The sequence below is a fragment of the Novosphingobium sp. PhB57 genome, assembly GCF_004342985.1.
Taxonomy (GTDB): Bacteria; Pseudomonadota; Alphaproteobacteria; order Sphingomonadales; family Sphingomonadaceae; genus Novosphingobium.
Map to the genome: position 1 here is coordinate 16,688 of NZ_SMBO01000004.1, position 17,504 is coordinate 34,191.

The window sequence follows — 17,504 nt, forward strand, 5'->3', positions numbered from 1 at the left end:
GGCCTCACTGCATGAAGAATTCGACAGGCACGACGAGTTCGATCGCGTCGCCTTTGACGTCCTCAGGCGGCTTGGGCAGCGGCTGTGCGCGCTTCGGCAGCGCCAGCGCTTCCCGGTCGAGCGAGCGGAAGCCAGAGGGACGCTCCAGCGATACCGAGAGCACTTTACCCTGCCGGTCCATCGTGAAGCGGATATAGGGCACGCCCTGTTGGCGCGCGAAGTGAGCGTCGCGCGGGTAGCGCTTCACTTTATCCAGCGCTCCAAGGACGAGACCCTGCCAGGTTGGCTTGCCGCTCGATACCTGGGGCGCGGGCGGAGCCGGCTTGCTGATAGGCGCGGTCGTTTCCTTTATCGGCGGGCCTGGATCAACCGGCACCGGCTTGGCGGGAGGCGCGACCGACAGGGCATTGGTGTTCGGAATCGCGATCTTCGGCATCTCGACTTCCAGCTTTTCGGGCCTGGGCTTCTGCTGCTCCCTTTTGACTTGCTCTGGGCCGGGCGGGACCTCGCGCACGGGTTCCGGCGGCGCGGCAGGAGGAGCGACATTGAAAGCGGCAATGTTCGCCGGCGGCGGGGGGGCTGTATATGTACGCCACGTCAGCAGCAGCCCTGCAAGGATCGCAAGGCAGATCGCGCTCGTGCCGCCGAAGCCGGCCAAACGCGTCCGCAGCGATACAGGCTGATCGGAATAGCGGACACGCGGCGGTGAGACAGGCTCGCGCGCGCCTTCCACGGGGATTGCGACAGAAAGCCGGCGCATGGCGAGAGAAGTGGTCATGAAGCGGATCCAGAGCGCAAAATGAGAATGCCTGCCGAACAGGCGAGAGACGACGCCAGCAAAGCAGGCAGAATTCGGCCGAGACTGCAGGTGTGAAATACGGCCAACGACTGGCGCAGCGACAGAGGACGGACGACAAGCCTGCCGTCCGTTCCTTGCGCCAAGGCTGATTGCCGCGACACAGTCCTCTCAGAAGCCGTAGCGCACCGTTCCCATCACATTGCGAGGCTGTCCGTAGACGCTCAGCGTATACATGCTGACGTAGTAGGTCTTGTCGAACAGGTTGTTGAGGTTGACCGAGGCGGACAGGCTGTCGTTGAACTCGTAGCGCGCCATCAGGTTCGCCACCGCATAGTCACCTTGTGCGATGCGGAAGGTCTTGAACGGATAATAGGTTGCGCTGGTCCAGTTCACGCCGCCGCCCAGCGTAAGCGGCCGTTCGGCCACGTCGAAGCGGTAAGTGGTCCAGAACTTGACAGTATCCTTGGGAATCTGCGTGAGCGAACGCACGCCTTCGGCATCGCGGGTCACCACATGGGTGTAGCTTGCCGAAAGGTTCCAGCCGGGCAGCACTTCGCCGTTGATTTCCGCCTCGATGCCGCGCGTCTTGGCGCCCTTCACCGGCCGATAGGCCTGCGTATCGGTCGTTCCGGGCACAAGATAGCCATCATCCAGTTCGCCCACGTTATCGCGAATGACCTGATAGAGCGCGACGCTGGCGTTGAGAGTGTCGTCCCGGAACGCGCCCTTCCAGCCAATCTCATAGTTCGAGCCGATCACCGGCGGCAGGATATTGCCGTTACGGTCGAGGCTGCTCTGCGGCTGGAAGATGTCGGCATAGCTGGCATAGAGCGAATGATGCCGGTTCAGATCCACCACTACCCCCGCATAGGGTGTGAACTTGCCGCGCGCCTTCGTATCACCATAACTGAACCCGGTGCCGGTTGCGGGATAGCTGAGGTAATTCTCGTAATCGAAGTTGGTCAGTCGCCCACCGAGAATGACATTCACGTTCGCCAAGGGCTTCAGGCGCGCAGAGGCGTTGATGCCCTGTTGCTTGTAATAGAAGTATTGCGTCAGCGCCGGTGCATACCCCGAAGGCTGCGGGAACTGGTTGTTCCACGTATAATAGTTAAACGCCTTGCTGTCCGTCGATGTCGAGGCAGCATAGTCATTGAAGTAACGGTTATAATTGTAGCTGAAGTATAGCTCATGTTCCTGACCGAAGAGATGAAGCGGCCCCGATAACGCCACTAGCACGCCTTGCTGATCCTGCCTCGCAAAGCCTTCGGATACGTCGGCATTGGCCTGTCCTGTCTCCTGGTCGAGAGATGCGGCAACCGAACTGGGCTGGTATCGGGCGGTGTTGAAGTGACGGTCCACCGTCATGAAGTTCGCATTGGCCTTCAGCATCCAATCGTACGGCAGTCGCTGCTCAAGGGCTAATGCGTAGTTATAGGTGTCGAAATCGTCGCCGCCCCAATTGGCACCGCTGCTGGTGGAGCGCGAAAAATGGGTCTGCTGGCCATTGCTGAATACGCCAGCGACGCCCGGCGAACCTTCGGGACGATAACGCTGGTAATCGATGCTGGCACGCACGAGTGTGGTCGCACCCAGATCGGCCTCAATCACGCCGTAGAGCAGATTGCTCTTCTGACTATAGGCATCCATGAACGTGTCATTGTCCTGCGCCATCGCGACCGCCCGGGCACGAAGCGCGCCCCCCTTGATCAGAGGTCCGGAGATATCCGCTTCGGCGCGATAGAAATTCCAGGAACCCACATTGGTCTGGAGATACCCTTGCAATTCCCGGGTAGGCCGCTTGCGGATCAGGTTGACGAGGCCACCCGGATCACCGGCGCCCGTCATCAGGCCAGTGGCGCCGCGCAACACCTCGATCCGATCGTAAAGCGCAGTGTCCAAGGCGGTCTGCGGCACGGTGCGGGTCGTGTTCTGCACTTGGGTGAGCACGCCGTCGTACTGAAAGCTGTTGACTGCACCGCCGCGCGCGGAAATGCCGAAGCGCTCGCCACCATCGCGCGTCAGATTGATGCCCGGCGTCTGTTGGAGGACGTCGGTGATCGATATAAGACGCTGATCGTCCATGCGCTCACGGGTGATGACGCTGATCGACTGCGGGGTTTCGCGCAAGGTCAAATTCAACCCGGTGGACGTGCTGCTGGGCGCCCTGGTGGTGTAGGAGCGCGTACCTTCCGTTGCGGAGGCATCACTGCTCAGGATCGTCCCGCCATCGCCCCCTTCCCCGGCACCCGAGACCTTGACCGGCCCCAACTGGATCGCGTCGCCCTGTGCGCTTTCCGGTGCCCGCACAAGCGCGACCGAGCGTCCATCGATCTGGCGCCAGGTGACGCCCGTTCCGGCGAGGAGGCGGCTGAGAGCCTCGAACGATCCGAGATTGCCCGAAACCCCGGGGCTCTGTCGTCCAGCCAGAACACCCTGGTCTGCCGTTACCCGCATTCCGGACTGGAGGCCGAATGCCATGATGGCTGATTCAAGCGACTGCGGCGCAATGTTGAACTGCGTGGCCCGCGATGCGGCGGTGGTCTGGGCAGTGGCAGGCAAGCTCGGAACCATGGCCGCCGCGCTGGCACCGATCAGCAAAGCCTTGATGACAGCACTTGCTCGCCGAGTATGCGGCGAGGACGAAACTTCAATCATGAAACCCCCGGGTTCGTTAGTTCAGGACGGCATGTTGCGCGTGCTTCGCAATAGCCATTCATGGACACGACGAAGCCCAGGTCTGGTTTGTCTCACACTGCGAGAAAAATTTATGGATGGGGATCGGGCGCGGAGACAAGGATGAGCCACGGCGTGATATGGGTCATGTTCGCGCCGCTGGAATTAAGCAGGATCTGCAGCGAACCGACCGGATCGCCGAGGTCGTAGACGCCGGTAACGCGGGCCATCCTTAGCGCATCGCCGCGCAAAATTATCCGCCCCGAAAAATGCCTCTGAAGCACTTCGACAACTTCCGACACGCTGGCATTGCGTACGGCCAGTCGACCGCCGCGCCATGCGCCAATTTCTAGGGAACTGACGGCAAGGCTTGCTGCCTTGCCCGTTTGCCGATCGACCGTCAGGCGTTGTCCGGGCTTAAGAGCAGCAACAACCGGCCTTCTACCCGCACGCTCGACCCGCACGGAACCCCGGGCAACGCTGACACTCAAGGTCTCGTCCGTCATCCCCACGTCGAAAGCCGTGCCGGTGACCGTCACGGTCATGTCCTCGGCTTGCACCGTAAATGGGCGCGACGGATCGTGCGCGACATCGAACCATGCTTCGCCCTCCAGCAGACCGATCCTGCGACCCCCATGGCTGAAGTCTTGGGTGATCGCGCTGCGGGCGCTCAATATGACCTTCGAACCGTCCTGCAGCGCAAGAGGCTCGATCTCACCGGTTCCGCTTGCATAATCCGAGCGAAGCTGGAGCAGGATTTGAGGACCCGTGACCACGGCAACGAGCGCGGCCGCGACCGCCCCCAACGCCGCGCGCCTTGCCGCGCGAGAATGGGAACGTCGAGACTGTGTCGATTTTCGTGCCGGCGGAGCACCCAACGCCGGCAGTTCATCCCGGCGCGCCTGCCAATCGGCGCGGTGAACAGGTTCGGTCTGCCGCGAGGCACGTAAAGAGCGCTCCAATAGCGCCCATGCTGCCTGATGTGACGCCTCGCTTTCCAGCCAGGCCTCGAACGCGCTGCGAAGTTGCAGATCGTCGGGCTCGTCCTGGAGACGCAAATGCCAGTCCGATGCATCGAGCAGCACCTGATCCGGCAAGCCCATTCTATCGTCGGATACAGTCATCGCTGAGGCTTTACCTCGCCGGGCGACCAAGTGCGGCAGCCAGCTTCATCCATATGACGAGCGCCAAGGATATCTGTCTCAGGCCGCATGGTCATCGTCCTTCATGCCGATCCGTTCCACGGCGCGCATGACGTGAAGCATCGCCTCCTGAACCAGGCGATGCGCGGTGGCGCGCGAAACCTCAAGCTGCTGGGCAATCGCTGCCGAGGACAACTCACCGAAAACGCTCATCTCGTAGGCGCGGCGTTTCTTTTCAGGCAGTTCGGCCAGCGCGGCAAGGACGATCCGCGCCTCGTCATTGCAGATCAGTTCGTCTTCCGCGGAGGGGGCAAGCGGAAGCGGATCGCGTGTAAGGGCATAGGCCGCATCGCGCCGTTTTTCGGCCGCGTCACGCCGGGTCCAGTCGATAGCGATGTTGCGCACGATGCGATAGAGATAGCCGACCGGCGTGCGCAGCCCGAGCAAAAGCGGCGGCCGCGTCGGCACGAAGCGGAAGTAAGCCTCCTGCACGACATCCTCGGCATTGTCGCGCGATCCCACGATCGGCGCCGCGTAGTCTACGAGCGCAGGCCGATGCTCGGCATAGATGCGCAAGCGGGCCTGTACGCTGTTCAAATCGCGTGCCTTCTCGGATGGTTGCTTCGCAGATATGCCTGCCACGCCCCACTAGCTTATTGCGAGAGATTTGCAATATCGCTGGTGGAGCGATTTTCCGCAGGTCGATCGGGCGTGCGGACTCAGGGCAAATGTTGGGCCATGACTCTCTTGGAAAAGCGGGCCATGCCAATGTGTTGGGAGAATGATCGAGGAGCGCGCAGGCCTAACCTCGCACCACCATTCATCGTGCCAGTGAACGGCAGTCGTCCGTTAGGAGGTCGAAGGTATAAGCTTTGTCAAATTCGCCTTAGCAGTTCTCTACTCGCCAGGGCGACGGCCTTGATTTGAGCGCTGTCGACATTCCCGCCTGTATCACCAGCCACATGATGATAGGGATTGGAACCAATGAACCCGATGACATTAGGATAGCCGGCCCGGATAGCAGTCCCAGCTTCACCTGCTCCGCCATCAGTCACAAAAGCGGGATCGGCCCATCCTTCCCACCCCGCAAGAACGGAACGCGCGAGACTGTCTGTTCCGGCGGTGACGATGCAACTGCGTGGCGCGGTTCCATCAGGAAGGACGCTCAGTCGCCCTTCGTATTCCTGGGTTGCCTTGGTAACGACGCTGGCGCCGAAGAGCAGAAACAGCGCCGTATCCCGAGGCTGGGGGAGCAATTGTCCAATCTGGTGCGACGCTCCCAAATTCTCGTATTCGTGCCCGCTATTGCTGCTGAAGATCACGTTGAGCGCCAATCCGCTGGTCGGCAGCCACCGCATGAGATCGAGCCAGATCGCAATGCCCGGCCCCCGTTCGGCCGCGCAGGTCATCCATCCCGATCGCGGCGTGGTGACAATGACCGTCTTCGCCCAGCCGGGTGCCGACCATCGCCCTGCAATATTGAATGCGCCCCGCCTCCCTGCCCGCCCCACTATGAAGAGCCGTGCAGTCTCCTTCTTTCCGGCAGCTTCGAAGAAAGGCCCAGCATCGCGGGGAGCCAGGCATGCGGTGGGAAGCGAAAACAGCGGCTCGTCGCCCGGTGCATTGAGTGCGATGGCCTCGCCGGTCGGACCGTTGGTGACCAGGATCGCTCCATTGGCACCCGCATCCTCGCACGCCTTCACGGCCTTGCGGATGATCGGCGCAGTGGCTGTCGACCAGCCTTGCCGTGGCAGGTCGACAAGCACCAGCGCGCCGCCCGGGATCTGTTCGGGCTTGAGCGGGTCAAAGCGGAACAGGCGCCCTTCGACGCCTTCACGCGGCGTCTGCTTCACGATGGCTTGTGCAATCAGGCGTGCCGACGATCCCCCAGCACGCAGTTCGACCACATCGGGTTCAAAGAAGGGAGCCTCGAATATCGAGCGCTCGACTTTGTAACCCGCTCTGGCGAGTTCCCCGGCAATCCATTCGCCAGAGGCATTATCGCCGGCACCGCCCGACGCCTTCGAACCAAACGCGATATAGCGGCGCAGGTCTTCCTCGATCATATCCGGGCTTGCGAGCGATCCGTCCCTCGCCAGCGCGGAGGCGGCATCAAACAGAAAAGGCGTTGCGGCAATCGATGCCAGAACCTCGCGGCGGTTCATTGCAAACCTCTTTTTACGGGACGATCGAAGGCCAACGCCGTCATGCGGCATATCGCGCAACCGTTTTCATGTTCAATTCGACGCCGAGACCCGGCTTCTTTGAAAGTGCCAAGTTGCCTCCGGTAACGTCCTCGGGCGTATCCAGCAGATCGGCGCGCCATGGGACTTCGCCATAAGCGAACTCCAGGATGTTGAAGTTGGGAACCGTTGCCATCACTTGCGCCGCCGCCACCGTACCGACCGGGCTTGCCGGTCCATGCGGTGAGACGGGAACTCCTGCCGCTTCGGCGATGGCGGCAATCTTCTTCAACTCCAGCATGCCGCCGCAAAGCTTCACGTCGGGCATGACGATATCGACGGCACCAGACCGGATGTAGCGATAGAAGGCAGCGATGCCATGAAGCGCCTCGCCGCCGGCAGTCGTCATCGGGGCCGCTTTGTTGATGGCGGCGAGATCGTCAAAACCGTCTTCTGCCGTAACTTCCTCCAGCCAGAAGAGATTGAGCGGTTCGAAACGCCGTAAAAGCTTGAGCCCCTGTGCGAGCGTGAAGCGGCTATGCACGTCTATCAACAGGCGGCGGTTCGGCCCGATTACCTGCCGTACCGCTTCGGCACAGGCGATGCCGTGATGAGTGCCGGCCGCAACATCTGCGTCATCCGACGGAATTTTCGGCATCTCATCAAAAGGCGCGAGTTTGACAGCATCGAAACCCGCATCGACCGCGCGCTGCGCCATGGCAGCGAAGCCTTCCGGCGTGCGGGGATCGGCTGAGCGGTTGATATTGGCATAGAGCGGAATGCGGTCATGCAGTCTGCCTCCGAAGAGCTGGTGAACCGGCTGTCCCGTCGTCTTGCCGATGAGATCCCACATGCACTGTTCCAACGCGCTCGCCGCTGACCGCGCCTTGCCCGCCGATCCAGCCACGATCTGGTTCGCGGCCTGCCGAAACCATTCCACATCGAAGACCTGTCGGCCACGCAGCAAATCGGTCAGCTGCTTGAGATAGGCCACCGTCTGCCGATCATCGCCGCCGTGCGACGCATCGCCGATCCCGGTCAGACCATTGGCGGTCTTTAGCCTTGCCAGCACCCAGTTTCCACGCCTGTTCACATGAACCTCGAACACGTCGAGGTCAGCGATTGTGGTCTCCGCCGTTTGGCGCGGCAGGGCCAACGCCGTTGTCGGAGCCAAGGCCGCAAAAGGTGCCACGACAAGGCCCTGCAATAGGTTCCTGCGTTCCATCAGCGTTCCACCCGGGCATCGGTGCCCTCTTGCAGAACCGTCTCGTCCCGTTCGCCCGCAAAGTAGCGGGCCAGTAGCCAGGCAACCGCCCCCGGCTGTTCGGGAAGAATCGCATGGCTTGCCCGGCGAAGGGTAACCGTGCGCAACCGGTCGCCGATATCGGCTTTCAACTGGTCGGCATTGCCACTCGGCGCGACGGGATCCTCGTCGGCCTGCACAAGCAGAATCGGGGCGCTGCCACCGCTCCACCATTGGTCGACCGACGATCCCTTCATGGCCGCCCCCTGAAAGGCCAGCGCCTGCCCGTACCATCCGGTCAGCCAAACTCTAGGATCATGACCCGGCGCGAAAAACGCCGTCTGGAGAGCCTTCAGCCGCGCCGCGTCCGAAAAGCCGCTTTCGGACGCAGAAACGGTTATGGAATCGCCCACTTGCGGAAGAGGCTTCGCCTTGCCGCCGCCAGCCAGCAGCACGACATCACGGACGGTCCCCGGACTGGAGGTCGCCAGTGCGCGGGCGACCCGGTTGCCGAATGCATGGCCGACGACATGAACCGGTCCATTGCAAAGCCTGGCCGCTGCCACTTCAGCGTCATGTGCCAGATCGAACAGGCTAGCCGGTGCAGGCCCCTGGGTACGGCCGGTTCCACGCGGATCGGGAAGAATCGACATATACCCCTCCCGGGCCAGCAACGAGGCCACCTCGTCGAAATCGGCAACGCCGCGCGCCAGGGAGGGAATGAACAGTATCGGTGTTCCCTTGCCGATTGTGCGGATATGGATGTGCACGCCCTCTCCGGCATCGACCTCAATGCCGCCGGGAGCCTGTTCGCATTGACCGGGTGCCGCGTTTGGCGCGGCCTGGACCGATACCGGCAGCATCGCGAAGGGCAGCACGAGCGGTAACAAGCGATTGATGAACGACAAGACCGTTCTCCCTCTTTCTTAGAAGTTGACGCGCAAGGTTCCGCCGACCTGACGTGGATTGCCGATCTGGGCGGTAATCAGCCCTGTTGCTGCGGTCGTCAGAGTAGTGAGGTAGTTCTTGTCGAGCAGATTGCGGGCCCAGATGGAAAGGTCCCAGCGGCCGTCTTCCAGACGCACGCCCAGGCGGGCATTAAGCACCCCGTAACCCGGAATCTTCGAATAGCGCGAATTGGTTTCATCGGTCTTGTAGGAAGACCGATGATTGAAGTCCGCCCGCAAGTAGAGTTCATCGTCGCTGACGATCCGGACCGGATGCGTCCAGTCGGCCGAGAGCGCGTAAGTGAACTTCGATATGTTCGGCAGTTGCACACCGCTCAGGTCCTGGGTCTGGCTGAGATTCCGGTTTTCCGCAGCCGCCTGCGCGTTGGGGTACTCCTTGTAGGTTGCATCGGTATAGGCGCCGGAAGCCGTCAGTCTGAGCTGTCGGGTAGGCGCGAACGAAAGATCCGCCTCCACCCCGCGCGAACGAACGCCGGGAATGTTGGAGATGTAACGCCGGTAGGAGGTCGTCGTGCCGATCTGCTCGGCAATGGCGGCCTGATAGTCCTGCACTTCGGTCCAGAAGCCTGCAAGATTTGCCGTGATCCTGCGATCCCAGAACTGGGACTTGAGGCCCACTTCGTAGGCATTTACCTTTTCCGGATCGACAATGCCGGAGACTCCAGCAGGAAGCTGGCCAACATTGACCCCGCCGGACTTCACGCCGCGTGCATAGCTGGCGAACGCAAGAATGTCGGGCGCAATCTTGTAGGCGATATTGATCTGGCCGGTAAGCGCGTTGTCGCTGACCTTCCGGAAATAACTGGTGGCCGGATAGAGGGCGTCTCGAAGAGCTTGCGCCGTCGCCTGATCCGCCGCGCTCAGCACGGACAAGTCGTTGCCGGCGACGGCATACTGGTCATAACTGGCCTGCCTGTCCTCGTGTGTGAAGCGCAGGCCCGCCGTCAGGCTCAGCGCGTCGGAGACATGCCATGTCGTTTGCCCGAAAGCGGCATAGCTGTCGGTCTTCGGTTGCGCCGCCGAGTCCGCCTCGAACCCTGCATAGGCATAATTAGCGAGATCCCGCCTCGCGGTGGGATTGTTCCAGGCCGCATAGTCCGATCCCAGCGCATACTGGCTCAGCGCGTGAATGATCTGATGGAAGTAGTAAAGCCCCACGACATAGTCGAGCTTACGCTCTCCTTGCGATGCCAGACGGACTTCCTGGCTGAACTGGCGCTGCCGATTGCCGGTCCCGCCGATCGGATTGATATCGAGCGCGGTGCCGTCCGTGTCATTCTGCGGATACCAGTTCCACTGGCGGTAGGCGGTAATCGAAGTCAGCGTCGCCCAGTCCAGATCGACATCGACTTTGCCCGATGCACCGCCGCTGTTCATATGCGACGTCGTCGGAGCATTGAGGGCAGTAACGCGCGCGTAAGGATCGCCAAACGCGCCAGGCTGGGCGTAACCGAGCCGGCTCAGGCGATCGATGATGTTGTTGCTGATGGTCGCGCCGTTGTCGTACTTGGTGAAGTACCCGATCCAGGAACTGCCGAAACCCGAGGCCGCCTGCCTGGAATAGTCCCCGATCAGCCTGATCTTCACCCGTTCCGAAGGCAGGAACAGCAATTGCCCGCGAAGCGCGGTGTTCCGGCTGTCGCCTACGCGGCCGCCATTGTAGGCGTTGTCGAAATATCCGTTCTCAAGGGTGCGCGATGCCGTCAACCGCAGCGCCAGCCTGTCGGGCACAAGCGCGGTGCTGCCGCTGGCCCTGAATTGCCGATAGCCGTTCTCTCCGAGCGACACCTCACCGCGAAATTCAGGTTCGAAACTTGGCTCGCGCGTTGCGATGCTGATCGCACCCGCCGTTGTGTTCTTGCCAAACAGAGTGCCCTGAGGCCCTCGCAGTACTTCGACATGGTCGAGGTCGATGAGGTCGAATTGGGAAGACCCGACGCGCCCGTAATAGACGTCGTCGACATAAACGCCGACGCCGATCTCAAGACCATCGTTCTGGGTGGAATTCGAACCGAGCCCACGAATATTGATGTAAGTGTTTCTTGCATTGGTCCCGCGAATGGCAAGGCTGGGCGTGAGTGTCGAAATCTGGGTGAGGTTGCTAAAACCGGTCGCCACAAGCGCCCGGTCGTCGACAGTGCTGAGAGAGATCGGCACATCCTGCGCACGTTCCTGCCGGCGGCGCGCCGTAACCAGGATTTCGCCATCATCGTGCAGGGCAGCCTCTGCGGCAGGCGACGATGGCGCTTCTTCAGCCGACGCAGGGTCGGTACCAAGCAGCGCAATCGTGGATGCTCCCAGAAGGAACGACGGCAGAATTCGGGCGAGCGACATTACATCCCCTTGAACACTTTGAGGTCGGTGGACGAAACATGCGCGCGTCAAGTCCACCGGGCAGTCTGCCCGGGCGGCTGTCAGGCCAAAACTGGAAGCGCATGTTTGCGATACAACCTGGCGTCGTCGCCTCGGTCATTGCAGAGCAGCGATAATCAGCCGCCCCGCAATGTCCACCTAAATAGTTGACAATATGCGCGCAACCCAAGTGTTGGTTTTCAGGCCTAAAGCCAGGGTATGGGCCGTGGCCGACACGGCGGTTGCAGGCCAGCTCATCGAAGTCGTTGATCGCCGCCATCGGTTCACCAAGTTGCGGATGAACCTGATGACGATGCCAATCCCCACGCATTGCGACTGCGCGCCCACCACACGGCCGCCGCCTATGCCACGAGCGCCAAGCCGCGTCGCACATATAGCTCGGCACTGTGCCCGCGCAGCACCAGCAGTAATGGCATGCCGAGCGCCCTCAGGCGTAACGGAACGGATGGCGGCTCGTGGCCCTGCCCTCGCTCCAGTCGCCACATACCTGGCGGAACGTCTCAATGAAGGCGGCCTGCAAGCGCGTCGGGCGCCAATCGGAGCGGGTTGTTATGCCGATCTCGCGACGAAGCGCTGTCCCTGCGTCTGCGATCCGTGTCAGCAGACCTGCCCTGGCTTCTATGAGCATCTGATCGGGCGAAAGGAGCGTGAGCCAGTCACCCTCAAGCAGAAGACCGCGGATAACCGCCAGCGATCCGCTTTCGACTCTCAGCTTGGGTGGCTCGATCCCGTGGCTCGCGAACATCCGTTCCCAGCGCAGGCGTCCCGGAGTTCCTGTCTCTGTAACAATCCATGGAAAGTCCTGGAGACGCGCGAAAGAGAACTCCTCGTGTGCGAGCGGATGGTTGGTTCGTCCCACGATGATGGGGCCATCAAGGTACATTCCCTCTTGAACGACGTCGGCAATGGGGAGTGGATCGCGCAGCGCGCCGAGCAATACGTCGAGTTCCCCGTGGCGAAGGTTGTTGAGCAGGTCAGGGTAAGACCCTTCGACAACGCGCACTTGCGCATCGACGTTCGCGACCGTGAAACGTGCCAAGGCCTGCGGAAGAAGGACGGCGCGGGAGACGGGCATCGTCCCGATCCGAATGCGGCCGCCTCCCCGCGAACTGAGCCCGTTCAATTCATCGATTCCGGCCTCGAGTTCAGCGCGGACCAGCCTGACGAACCGAAGGAAACGCCGCGCGGCAGGTGTTGGAACCACCGTTCGCCCTTGCCGCGTCAGAAGCGATACGCCAACGACATCTTCCAGCTCACGCGCCGATCGATGCAGCGCAGCCTGAGAATGCCGGGAACGGCTTGCGGCCAAGGCGAAGCTCCCCGCCTCGTCAACAGCCATCAGCGTCTGCAACTGGCCGAGCGTGATGCGCCTCTCGATATTGGGGATGGCCGCCAGCCGGGCGCTGCGCCGCAAGCGGAGGCCTCCGCGTTCAAGCAGGGACAATGCGCGCTCGATGCGCACGATCAACAGTTGTCCCGCCTCCGTTGGCTCGATGCCGGATGGCTGACGATCGAGCAAACGGTGGCCAAGCTGCTTCTCGATATTCACGATCGCTTGCGTGGCCGCAGGCTGCGAAACGTGAAGTGCCTTGGACGCGGCGCTGATCGTGCCGAGCCGGGCCGCGGCAGCCACCGTTTCCAAATGGCGAAGGTTCAGGCGCATCGGGTCAGTCATCAGAACCTCAGCTTTTCTTATACTACGTTCGAAAATCGACGTTGCCGGGAAGCGCAATATCCCGTGTACATGGCGCAACACAAGGGTTGAGGACGTGAACGAATGAATGCCTAACCTTATGGTTAGAAGTGGATAAAGGGCGAAAGATCTCCGCTGGGATTGATCCCAACGATCATTCGATTCTCGCTCCAGCCACTCCAAACGGGTGTTCAGACGCTTCCTGCGAACGCCATTCTTCGCGAATGGCCGAGCCTCAAGCCAGTGGGTCGCCAAACGACAAAGATAAAAGCTGGATGATGAAAACTTTGGAAGAGAAGAAGCCTGCCGGGCGTTTCGGCATATTCGGTCAACTGTGGTTCCAGGTTCTCGCCGGCACCGTTATCGGGATCCTGCTGGGTCACTTCGTGCCGGACGTGGCCGTCGCCATGAAGCCACTCGGCGATGCGTTCATCAAACTGATCAAGATGATGATCGGGCCGATCGTCTTCGTGACCGTGGTGCACGGCATCGGCAGCATGAACGACATGAAGAGCGTCGGCCGCGTCGCTCTGAAATCAATCATCTACTTCGAGGTCGTGACGATCCTCGCGCTGATCATCGGCCTCATCGGAGTTGACCTTTGGCAGCCGGGCGCTGGCATGAACGTGGATGCCGCTTCGATCGACACCGCCTCGATCCAGGGTTATGTCGCCAGCGCGCATGATCAGTCGATTTCCGGTTACCTGATGGCGATCATCCCGGACTCCTTCGCAGGTGCCCTTACGGAAGGCCACGTCCTGCAGGTCCTGCTGATTGCAGTGCTGTTCGGCCTTGCCATGGCAGCCGGAGGCGAACGCTCGAAGCCGATGATGACGGTGATCGACAGTGCCTCGCAAGGCCTGTTCCGCATCATTGGCTATGTCATGTACTTCGCGCCCCTCGGTGCCTTCGGAGCGATCGCCTTTACGGTCGGACAGTTCGGTACGGCATCGCTGCTGTCGCTCGGAGAACTGATCCTGGAGTTCTTCGTGGTCTGCGCCGCTTTCACCGGTATCGTGATGGGCACTATCGCCTGGTGGTGCGGCGTCAGCCTTATGCGCCTGCTCGGCTACATCTGGGACGAAATCGTGATCGTCGCGGCCACCACGTCCACCGAAACGGTTCTGCCGCGCCTGATCGAGAAGCTGAGGGCGCTTGGCTGCGAGGAAAGCGTGGTCGGCTTCGTGGTGCCGGCCGGTTATTCCTTCAACCTCGACGGAACCTGCCTCTATCTCACCACCGTCGCCGTGTTCCTCGCTCAGGCTACCAACACGCATCTTACCTTCTGGCATGAGCTTGGGCTGATCGCGGTCTTGCTGCTGACCTCGAAGGGTGCTGCGGGTGTCGCGGGGGCGGCATTCGTCGTACTTGCCGCCACTTTGAACACCACAGGGACGATCCCGGTCGCCTCGATCGCGCTGATCCTCGGCATCCACCGCATCCTTGCGGAGGGACTGACCTTCGTGAACCTGGTGGGCAATACGATCGCCACGATCTTCATTGCGAAGTGGGAAGGCAAGCTCGACGAGCACACTCTGGCCACCGCCGTGGGGACCAACGCCGCCCGGCGCCGGTTGGGCATCGCCGCCTAACCGCCCTTCCCACCCGAAGAACACCAAAGACGAATAACCGGCCGCGCAGCGACGCGGCCGGAGAGGAGAGCCTTATGTCCGTTACCCGCGTTCTCGCCATGCTCATGGCAGCGCAAATTCTCCCCGCTGCGGCCCATGCGCAGGACGAGGCTCCCACTGCCCCGGCGGAAGACGCAGCGCCGTCGGCACCGGCCCAGCCTGACAATTCCTATCCGGCAAAAGCTCTCACCGGTTTCGCACGTTTCCAGCACGACAACCCCATCGGCGAGACGCTGCGTGACCTCAAGAAGGACGGCGTAGACCTGTCGCTGGACTTCGTGGGAAACATCGCCGGCAATCCGATCGGCGGCAACGATAAGGGATTTGCCGAATCCCACTGGGTGAGCGGGGCAGCCAATGTAGATCTCGAGAAGGTGCTGGGCTGGTCCGACACCAGACTGCACATTCAAGGCGCCTGGTTCAGCGGCGACAGCCTCGGCCGCGAATATATCGGAAACTCGATCAGCTTCCAGCAGACCTGGCGCCCCGTCTCCGGTCCGCGGCTGACCCAGTTCAACATCGAGCACGACTTCGGCCGCTTGAACGTGATGGCAGGTCGCGCTGCCGTGAACAGCTACTTCAACAATTCCCCGCTCAACTGCGTTTTCATGAGCAATACCTCCTGTCTGACGGCCTACGGCGGCATCAGCGACATTGGCATTACCGCCTTTCCCAACTCGTCCTGGGCGGCAAAGGCAAAATATTCCTTCCGCAACGGACCTTACGTTCAACTCGGTGTCTTCGACTACGACAACGCGCTGAATGCCAAGGGCAAGGGCGGCCTTGATCTCTCGCTGGGCAAAGGTACGGGTGCGCTGGTGGCCGGCGAAATCGGTTATGAAAGCGATCCTGCCAAGACGCGGCTTCCGGGGCGCTACAAGCTCGGCTTTTACCTCAACACGGACGGGGGACAGAGCCCATACTACGACGCCAACAGCAACTCGGCCGCGCTAACCGGCCTCGCCCGCACCAGGTTGAGCGGCAACCGCCTTGGTCTCTACGCCATGGTCGACCAGACTGTTGCTCGCGCTCCGGGCAAGAGCAAACGCAACCTCGCCGTGTTCGGCCGCCTCTTCGTGAACACGGGCAATGTCCAGCAGCTCGACTGGTTCGCTTCGGCCGGCCTGGTCAAGACCGGCACGTTCAAGGGCCGCGACAGCGATACGATCGGCTTTATCGTCTCCAACACGCACTTCAGCGACCAGCAGATCGCCTACTTGCGCGATTTGCGTGCGAAGGCCGGCGGGCTTGGATCGCCCAGCGCCAACGAGATCATCGCCGAGCTGAATTACGCCATTGCGGCCCTGCCCGGCTTGAGGATCATGCCGAACGTGCAATATGCCATCAACCCGGACCCGATCTACGCAACCAGTCGCAAGACCGACATTCCGGATGCTGTAGTCCTTGGCGTGCGGGTCGATCTGAAATTGGCACAGTTTTTCGGGAAATGACACGTAAGTTCGGAATAATCGTCCACTTATCGATGATCGATAACTCCACCAGATCGGCAGCGACTTCGGTCCCACGTCGCACTAAGGTCCATACCATATTTGGCATCGATCACTTGGTCAGCCGATCATGCCAAAGTAGCGTGTCGGAGAGCAGCCGAACGCCCGGCGGAACATGGCGATGAAATTGCTCGGCGTGGCATAGCCAAGGGCGTCGGATACGGCGCCTACCTGCTGCCCTTGTGCCAGCAATTCGAATGCCAGGGACAGGCGCGCCTGCTGCCGCCATTGCTGGAAAGTCATCCCGGTCTCGGCCTGAAAGCACCGACGCGCCGTGCGTTCGGACATTCCCAGTTCGGATACGAGCTGCGCGAAGGGCCTTTCTTCTCCAGGTTGAGCCAGAAGGTGCATCGTCAGCCGCAGCAGCCGAGCATCACTGGGCATGGGCAAATGCAGCGGCTCCAGCGGCGCTGCGCGAATTTCGTCCAGCAGCACTGCGGTCAGGCGCTCCTGCTCGGGCGAGAGTACCTCTGCCTCGGCAAACCCCATCGCCTTGTGAACCAGACTGCGCAGAAGATCGTTGGCTGCCATGACGCAGACACGCTCAGGCAATCCACTGCTTGCGGCGGGAGAGATCATCGCCCCCCAACCGCTGAGCGAACCACTGATACTCACCTCATGCAGTTCGCCAGCAGGAACCCAACCGATGCGGCGGGGCGGAAGCAGCCATGATCCGTCATGCGTTCTGATGCGGACCAGCCCGGACTCCACGCTGAAAAGCTGCCCGCGTGCATGTCCGTGCCAACCGAATTCGCGCAACTGGATCGCGCTGCCGTCTCCGGGGCGTTCGCTGCCCCAGAAGGCAATGACGGGCGGCCCTTCGATCCGATCGGCCAGTTCCGGCAATTGCTTGACGATGTCGGTCATGGGACCGGAGATAACCCGATCTGTTCGAAACGGGTAGCAATCCAGTCCAGCCCCTGATCGAGATCACTGCACGTCAGCGCCGGCACTCCAAACAACTTTTCCGCATCCATGAGGCTGGCGGCCTCCAGGCATTCGGGAGGGACCACGGTGACGAGGCCCACCACTTGCGATCGGATGCGGGCGCCATTGTCCTGCAACCATTTCTTCGCCTCCTTCGCGCTCCCCTGCGGATGAACCAGTGAGGCGGCATCGGTAAAGCGGCGCAAGGAAGCAAAGCGCTCTCCGCGATCCAGCCATGTCCCCCAGGCGGCCAGAAAATCGAGGTATTCCTGATTGGTGACGGCGCCGCTCATCGTTGAAATTACAAGCGGCCAACGGCAGAGATCGTGGATGACCATGGTGATGCTCCTTCGAAGCTGGC

The 17,504-nt window shown here is 61.4% G+C and carries 13 protein-coding genes; 2 read left to right on the plus strand and 11 right to left on the minus strand.

All coding sequences use genetic code 11. The annotated features are described in order from the left end of the window. Nucleotides 1–4: 4 nt before the first annotated feature. The 9 genes from EDF58_RS13415 to EDF58_RS13455 form a co-directional block, all read right to left on the minus strand. Nucleotides 5–778, minus strand: a complete 774-nt coding sequence (locus EDF58_RS13415; RefSeq protein ID WP_243654247.1) for an energy transducer TonB — start codon at nt 776–778, stop codon at nt 5–7. 189 nt (nt 779–967) lie between these two features. Continuing rightward, nucleotides 968–3,400: a TonB-dependent receptor gene (locus tag EDF58_RS13420; RefSeq protein WP_165921409.1), complete on the minus strand. Its 2,433-nt coding sequence runs from the start codon at nt 3,398–3,400 to the stop codon at nt 968–970. 167 nt (nt 3,401–3,567) lie between these two features. Then, the gene (locus tag EDF58_RS13425; RefSeq protein WP_132266366.1) at nt 3,568–4,599 is read right to left on the minus strand and encodes a FecR domain-containing protein; all 1,032 of its coding nucleotides are present in this window, start codon (nt 4,597–4,599) and stop codon (nt 3,568–3,570) included. A 78-nt stretch (nt 4,600–4,677) separates the two neighbouring features. Continuing rightward, the gene (locus tag EDF58_RS13430) at nt 4,678–5,214 is read right to left on the minus strand and encodes a sigma-70 family RNA polymerase sigma factor (protein ID WP_132266369.1); all 537 of its coding nucleotides are present in this window, start codon (nt 5,212–5,214) and stop codon (nt 4,678–4,680) included. Between the two features lie 278 nt (nt 5,215–5,492). Continuing rightward, entirely contained in the window at nt 5,493–6,782 is a 1,290-nt protein-coding gene (locus EDF58_RS13435) for a hypothetical protein (RefSeq protein ID WP_132266372.1), read from the minus strand. Nucleotides 6,783–6,822: 40 nt separating this feature from the next. Next, on the minus strand, nt 6,823–8,025 hold the full coding sequence (locus tag EDF58_RS13440; protein ID WP_132266375.1) for a mandelate racemase/muconate lactonizing enzyme family protein: 1,203 nt from the start codon (nt 8,023–8,025) through the stop codon (nt 6,823–6,825). Then, complete coding sequence (locus EDF58_RS13445) at nt 8,025–8,951, minus strand: alpha/beta hydrolase (protein ID WP_132266378.1); 927 nt, start codon at nt 8,949–8,951, stop codon at nt 8,025–8,027. The genes EDF58_RS13440 and EDF58_RS13445 overlap by 1 nt, the downstream gene beginning before the upstream one ends. An 18-nt stretch (nt 8,952–8,969) precedes the next feature. Further along, nucleotides 8,970–11,345, minus strand: a complete 2,376-nt coding sequence (locus tag EDF58_RS13450) for a TonB-dependent receptor (protein WP_132266380.1) — start codon at nt 11,343–11,345, stop codon at nt 8,970–8,972. A 466-nt stretch (nt 11,346–11,811) separates the two neighbouring features. Continuing rightward, a complete protein-coding gene (locus EDF58_RS13455) occupies nt 11,812–13,059 on the minus strand; it encodes a LysR family transcriptional regulator (protein ID WP_132266383.1) in 1,248 nt (415 codons plus the stop codon). Nucleotides 13,060–13,187: 128 nt separating this feature from the next. On the opposite strand from EDF58_RS13455, the gene dctA reads away from it, so the two are divergent. Next, a complete protein-coding gene (dctA, locus tag EDF58_RS13460; RefSeq protein ID WP_243654248.1) occupies nt 13,188–14,669 on the plus strand; it encodes a C4-dicarboxylate transporter DctA in 1,482 nt (493 codons plus the stop codon). 74 nt (nt 14,670–14,743) lie between these two features. After that, entirely contained in the window at nt 14,744–16,159 is a 1,416-nt protein-coding gene (locus EDF58_RS13465) for a carbohydrate porin (RefSeq protein WP_132266385.1), read from the plus strand. 117 nt (nt 16,160–16,276) lie between these two features. On the opposite strand, the gene EDF58_RS13470 is transcribed toward EDF58_RS13465, so the two are convergent. After that, a complete protein-coding gene (locus EDF58_RS13470; protein WP_132266387.1) occupies nt 16,277–17,083 on the minus strand; it encodes a helix-turn-helix transcriptional regulator in 807 nt (268 codons plus the stop codon). Beyond that, on the minus strand, nt 17,080–17,481 hold the full coding sequence (locus EDF58_RS13475; RefSeq protein WP_132266389.1) for a hypothetical protein: 402 nt from the start codon (nt 17,479–17,481) through the stop codon (nt 17,080–17,082). The genes EDF58_RS13470 and EDF58_RS13475 overlap by 4 nt, the downstream gene beginning before the upstream one ends. Between the last annotated feature and the right edge of the window lie 23 nt (nt 17,482–17,504).